This window comes from Catenulispora rubra (assembly GCF_015356825.1).
Classification (GTDB): Bacteria; Actinomycetota; Actinomycetes; order Streptomycetales; family Catenulisporaceae; genus Catenulispora; species Catenulispora rubra.
The window spans coordinates 1-6,180 of sequence record NZ_JAACYW010000456.1 but is presented as its reverse complement, the minus strand read 5'-3'; the positions used below and the strand labels follow the sequence as shown (position 1 = coordinate 6,180).

The 6,180-nt window shown below is 65.2% G+C and carries 6 protein-coding genes; 5 read left to right on the top strand and 1 reads right to left on the bottom strand.

From position 1 onward, the window contains the following. Positions 1-149: 149 nt before the first annotated feature. Positions 150-962 carry a hypothetical protein gene (locus tag GWK61_RS52015; protein ID WP_194921618.1) on the top strand — a complete coding sequence of 271 codons (813 nt, stop codon included), beginning with the start codon at positions 150-152 and terminating at the stop codon, positions 960-962. Positions 963-1,245: 283 nt separating this feature from the next. Here the strand turns inward: GWK61_RS52015 and GWK61_RS60375 are convergent, their stop codons facing one another. Further along, entirely contained in the window at positions 1,246-1,515 is a 270-nt protein-coding gene (locus GWK61_RS60375) for a restriction endonuclease (RefSeq protein ID WP_323748167.1), read from the bottom strand. Between the two features lie 59 nt (positions 1,516-1,574). On the opposite strand from GWK61_RS60375, the gene GWK61_RS52005 reads away from it, so the two are divergent. The 4 genes from GWK61_RS52005 to GWK61_RS51990 all read left to right on the top strand — a co-directional run bounded on the left by GWK61_RS52005 (position 1,575) and on the right by GWK61_RS51990 (position 5,967). Then, positions 1,575-1,931: a hypothetical protein gene (locus tag GWK61_RS52005; RefSeq protein WP_194921615.1), complete on the top strand. Its 357-nt coding sequence runs from the start codon at positions 1,575-1,577 to the stop codon at positions 1,929-1,931. A 7-nt stretch (positions 1,932-1,938) separates the two neighbouring features. Next, positions 1,939-3,570 carry a hypothetical protein gene (locus GWK61_RS52000; protein WP_194921613.1) on the top strand — a complete coding sequence of 544 codons (1,632 nt, stop codon included), beginning with the start codon at positions 1,939-1,941 and terminating at the stop codon, positions 3,568-3,570. A gap of 922 nt (positions 3,571-4,492) precedes the next feature. Beyond that, a complete protein-coding gene (locus GWK61_RS51995) occupies positions 4,493-4,828 on the top strand; it encodes a PadR family transcriptional regulator (protein WP_194921611.1) in 336 nt (111 codons plus the stop codon). After that, entirely contained in the window at positions 4,825-5,967 is a 1,143-nt protein-coding gene (locus tag GWK61_RS51990; protein WP_194921610.1) for a PP2C family protein-serine/threonine phosphatase, read from the top strand. The genes GWK61_RS51995 and GWK61_RS51990 overlap by 4 nt, the downstream gene beginning before the upstream one ends. The last annotated feature ends 213 nt before the right edge of the window (positions 5,968-6,180 follow it).

Here is a 6,180-nt window from a genome sequence, read left to right as displayed (position 1 = left end):
CCTCCTGCGTGCTCCGGACTCAACACCCACGAGCTACACAGAAGGCCCTGCCTTCATGCGTGCATTGACATCAAGTCACACGAACGAGAACACGCCACACGCCCTGTTCGGTTGAGCAACAGCCTCTTACACCCCTGTACTCCAACGCCATGCGGGAAGGCGTCGGCGCATGCGGCGGCCAGTGCAAGCGAGACAAGATCGGTGACGCTAACCGGGGTGATGCCGACAAGGCCATTCAAGAAGCCCTGGACAACGGCCTGATTCCGCTGGCACCGTTCCGCGGTGTCGATCGCGGATGGCTGATGGAGTGCGAATTCTGCGGCCACATCGGGGACAGGACCACGCTGAGCGGCATCCGCCAAAGAGGTCATATCTGTGACCCGTGCGGTCGGATCCGAACGACCGAGGGGCGGCGGCTCGGCGCGGAGGCCGCGGCGAAGAGCATGCTGGAAGCTGGCTTCGACCCAGGAGAAAGCATCTACCCCGGACGGATCACCGCTCCGTGGGAAGTGATCTGCCTGGCCTGTACACGAACCACGGTCCTGTCCCTCAGCAGCGCCCGAGCGCGCCGGTCCGTGGGTTGCGATAAGTGCTCCGACGGCGGGGGTGTGCGACCCGATGAGCCCGGCGGCTTGTATCTCGTTGTCAACCCGTGGGCTGGCTTTTTGAAGTGGGGCATCGCCGGCGATGTTGACAACCGGCTGGTTGAGCATCGGCGCCAGAGATTTGACCACGATCCGCACCGGTGGGACTTCGACACCTACCGCGACGCACGAGCCGTCGAGAAGGCAGTCGGCGCCGTTGTGCGCGCGACCGGCGCGACGACGCGTATCACCCAGAACCTCATGCGCTACAAGGGCTACACCGAGACGGCAAGCCTGGACGAGATCAGCCTGCCCAAGGTGCGCACCATCATCGAAACCATCAGCGACGCGCACCGCCAGGTCGGCTTGCCTGACTAGCGTGCTTCCGGATCTCTGCAACCGTCGGCGAGTCTGAACGGATCGGGCAAGTCGCTGTCCGCAACGGCCCCGCGCCGCGGATGTGGCCGGCTGCCGCCTCGGGCGAGCCGGCCGCGGACGGCCGGTTGGGGCCAGGCGAGTCACCGAGTTCGACTGGCCCAAGGCCGCGAGGCTGGCGACCGGACGGTGCCGCTGGGCGTGGTGGGCGTGACGGCGCTGGGAGCCCGCCGCCGCGCCCAAGACCGAGGTCTGCGGGGTGTGGCCTATGCCGTTGACGGCATCACTAGATCCGCCCCAAGTACCACGTCAGCACGTCGGGGAAGCGGTCTCCGTGGGTGGCCCATCGCTGCAACACATCCCCGGCGACCAGGGTGATGTCGTGTTCCATGCCATACTCGTCGGCGTCCTGCGAGAAGTAGCTGTTCGTCATGACACAGACCATGTCGGCGCCGTGCTCCTGCCGGCGGCTTCCAGCGGCCTTCCGCCGCTGGCGGAGGCGCCTTTGGAAAGCGTCGATCCGCTTTCGACTGCGGAGTAGCCTGAGAACTGACACGGACTGTGTCTGGTTGATCTACGTGAACTGATACGACTGCAAGACGGACGGAGACTCCTTTGGAACCGACGCCGGAATCTGCGCAACGGATCACGATCAGCGGGCCGACGGGGAACGTGGCGATCGGTTCGTCCCACTTCATACAATCCGCTGGCGGCATTGGCGACCAGCAGTCGGATATCGCCGCGCTGCTCCGCTTCACTCAGGCTGCGGCGCCAGCCCTTCCTCAGCTCGGGCTCGCACCGGCTCAGGTGCAGGCCGCGTCCGTGATCGCTGCGGAAATCGATCAACTCGCTCAGGCATCCGCCCCCGATCACCCCAAGATGCGGGCCCTGGGTCTGACCCTTCGCTCGATCGTTGAGACGGCAGCGAGCAGCGCACTCGCCGCTGGTCTGACGAGTCTGTGGGCTGGATAGTGGCGTGGTGTCACCTGAAGAGCGGCTGGCGCTGAACACCCAGAAGGAACGCGAAGCGCAGCAGGCTCTGGTGCGGTTGCTCCGCGACAACAACCAGTTCCTGGCAGACGCGGGGTATCCAGGTACCGTGCGACTGGAACTCTGGCGGCTCGATGTGGTGTCGCGGCGTCAGAGCAAACGAGAGGTGCTCAGTCGGGTTCCGCTGCCCGCGATTCGTGCCTGGCAGATGCCGGAGCGGTACGGCCAACGAGACCGTTGGCTTGGGACAGACGGCCGGGTTCACGCGACCTGGCATCGCTACCTCAAGCAGGGCGGCCTTTACGAACATCCCGAGTGGACGCTGTTGGAGCCCGGCGACGACTATCAGTTCCGAGAGATGTTGCAGTTCGTCTCGCGCCTGCTGCGGCACTACGGCGCGCCCGGGGCTCCCCATGCGTCACGCCTGATGTTCTTCGCGCCGTCTAGTCAGACGGCTCAGGGGAACATCAGCTCGATCAGGCCGCGCCCAGCGCTGCAAACACAGGCGCAGAGCCGCTACGCCGCCGCCGAGTCCCGATGCGAAGACCCGTGCGCCATGCTCGTTCCCGGCGCCGACACGGCACGATGGAACAGCGACACCCTTCCCGCAGGCCGACAGGGGCAGCTCCGCTACCTGCTGCTCTCCTGGCTGAGGGAGTACACCCTCGGAGCAGGCGGCGACATCGACGGATTCCTGGTTCCGGACCCACCACTCATCGACGGGGGGCCGGTCCGAGCCGACGAAGTAATCGCGATGATCACCGAACTGGTCACCGGCGGCGAGGCCGAATGGATCGACGAACTCTCCCCGACGCGCTTCACCAAAGGCGTGCTAGCCGCCGTTCGGTTGCCCGAGGCCGATCGTTTCGCGGAGATCGTGCCCGAAGACTTCTGGGGGCATTTGGTATGGAATGGCATTTTCCGTATCACCCTGCGCGAGACGGGACTGCGGGAAGCGGAGGGCTATGCCGCCTCGCTCGTCACGTCGGACTACGCACACGCATTGCGCGTAGCGCTGCTCACGTGGATCTCGCAGAACGCGAAACAGGGTTATTTCGTCAGGCTCAGCGCGTTCTGCAATGCTTCCGCATCCCGTTTCGGAGCCTTTCCGGTCACCCAAGCCGACGTATGGCGCACCGCGCGGTGGCTCTCCTACCGCGGATACGTCAATCTCTCTCAAGACGGTGCCGGAGCCACCCTGCAGGGGCTGACCTGCGTCGAGCACTACGGAGGAGACCCGGACGTCATGAGTGAGGCGCAACTGCGCGGACAGGACCACCGTTCGATCGTGTTCCACGGCCCGACCGGCAACGTCGCCATCGACGCCCAAGACTTCATCCAAGTCTCCGGCCGCATTGATACGCGAAGCGACTGTGGTTCCATGCTCAGGCAGTTCGCGGCAGCGATCGTCCAGGCGCTGCCGGCACTCGGCCTCACCGCGGAACAGCAGACACAGGTCCGCGAGATTGGCCGGCACATCCTCGACGCGACGGAGGCCGAGCCGAACGCCGCAGACCACTCGACCGTGATCCGTTCCCTCGCCAGCACGCTGCACGACATCCTGGAAGGGGTTGTCGACAATGCATTGACGACGACTCTGCTTGATCTTTGGCATCCATAGAAGGTCGTCCACCGGTTTGCCACCTTCCCGCCGATCCATGAACTGTTCCCTTCGCCCTGGACTGAGATGCCTTGCTGCGACGGATCGACGACGGCCGGCTCTCGGTCGCCTTCGGAGGACGCCTCGGCGGCACCCCTTTCTGGCGAAGGGTCGACCGGTGCCGTGGAATAGCCGCTGGTCTTCGCGGGGGCAGGGGATACCGCTTCGCGGGCGGCGGCTGCCGAGATGTCGGACTGCGCCCCGAACCGTCCGGCGACATTCGGCATACCGGCGATTATGCGGACCCTGATATAGGGGCGAATTCGGATGCGGTCAAGCGGCCATCGGTAAAGGGGCGCAGATCCAACTCCGGCCCACCATCGAGTCGATCTCCCTGAGCATCGTCTGCACCCGCCGGGGATCCACCGGGGCAACGGCATCTGATTGCCCCCAGGCACGGTGGGCGCCCGTGTGTCAGCGCTCATGCAATTCCTCCAGCCAGCCATGATCCGCTCACGTAATTTCCCCACGGTCCGCTCGTCGTGGACCACGTCGCCGCTCGTCGTCCTCAACGTTGCGTTGGCGAGCGCAAAGGCAAAACCGGCAGCTGGGGCAAGGTGGTCCTCCGGTTCATGCTGCAACCGCCGGTTCACATAAGGACCACGACCGGCCCGCTCCGCTCGCCGTCCCTTGGAGGAATTCGGTGAGCCCATGCCGGAGGAATCCCGTGAGTGCTGACACGTGCAACGATGACCGGCGCCGCGTGCACCCGGGCCCGATGATCCGCGCGATCGGCCGCGAGCGGCCCGCGCGCGGGCGGCGTGGCCGAAGCGCCGTAGGGACCTGCGGTCGCTGCGCATCACGGCGATCGCGAAATGCGGGAGCAGCGCAACGCTCGCGCCGGGCCTGGACCGATCGAAGACCCTATGTAAGACTTCTACGTATGGAGGAAGTCCGGGTAACTCTCGGTGTGGCGGCCGTGCTGAAAGTGTTCCTTGAGGATGTGTCCAAGCCACGCTATGGATACGACCTTATGCGGCAAACAAGCTTCGCCAGCGGCAAGCTCTACCCGATCCTTGCCCGGCTAGAAAAGGCCGGATGGCTGATCAAGGAGACGGAGAACATCGATCCGGCCGCAGAGGGACGGCCGGCCCGTCGCATGTACCGGCTCAGTGCCGAGGGGGCGAACGCTGCCGGGCGCGAGCTTGCTAGCGTCAACGAACTGGTTCGCCTTCCTGTGCCGCGGCTGGTCGGGAATCCAGAAGTGGGGCTGGCATGAACGCTTCGACGGTTGCGGCGCTCGCAGTGATGGCCGGGCTGGTGGGTACGGCGTTGGGGGAACTGGTGAGCAAGGAGATCCGGGGCCGCCTGGACAAGGTGCCCGCCGCCATTCTGCGGCTTGCCGGTCGCCGACTTGGCGCAGCCGTCCGCGATGGCCTACTTGATGAGTGGGGCGCCGAGCTCCATGAGATCCTGCGAGGCGTCGAAGCGTTGCCGGTCACGCGCCTGCTTGTCGGTACGCGCTTCGCCCTCGGCCTGCTCGCCGCCGGCCCGCGTATCGAGAAAGAGTTGGTAGCTACAGGGACGACGGAAGAGCACAGCGAAGAGTGGCGCGCGGCTGTTCGCCATGCGTTGCCTAGGCCCCTGGTCCAATCTGACGGACTCCGTCTTGCAGCCTGCTACCTGCCGCACGTGGTCCGTGCCGCTGGCGAGACGCCGTCACGAGAACAGGAGCTTGCAGTCGGGGGCAGTTGGTACGGCACTATTCCGCTTGGCCTCGGCCGCATCGGCTTGGTCATCGGCGATGTCACCATGAACGGCACGAACGCGGCCACTAAAGCCGAGATGGAGATCATGGTACGGCTGCGCGAGACTGTCCTTTCCCGGGCGTCCCGGAACCTGCCGCCGGCAGAGCTACTTCGGCACCTGAGCCGCCGAGCGCTCGCACTCGGCCGCGCCTACTCGGTGGCGTCCAGAACCACCCTGATGTACGGAGTCTATGACGCCATACACAACACCCTGACTTACGCCAACGCCGGGCATCTCTCACCGGTTCTGCGTCTGCCGAATGGGTGTGTCCTAACACTCGACGAAGCCTTCGGCCCCTCACTCGATACTCGGCAACACAGCTGGTCGGAGGCTTCCGTGGCTGTCCCGGTAGGTTCCTTCTTGGCCTTCTACACACAGGGCCTGGTCCAGCGCAGCATCAGCAATCTGCCAACGTTGTTGGCCCAAGGTCCCGACCAAAACCCGTCCCTGCCCGGCGCCGGGCCCGTCGATCTGGTCCGCGACCACATCCTGGCCGCCGTGAGCCCTGCTAGGAGCGGCCCGACCGACGACGTAGCCCTCATGGTCGCCCATATCCCACAGCCGGGCGCTGCTCAGTACCCCGCGTTGCATACCGCATCTGTCGCTTGATCACCTGCAAGCGAGCCTGAGCGACCGCAAGGAATATACCGTCGGACGTCACGACTGCTTGCCTGTGGGCCCAGGAACTGAGCGGAGGTTCTGGGCGAGCAATTGGCAGGCTACTGTCCAGTAGCGACCTCACTACCTTCAGCGCGTCCAGGCAGGACAGCGAGGCGGGCTGTGTCAGAAGAGACCTATCTTCTGACACATCGCGTCTCGGCT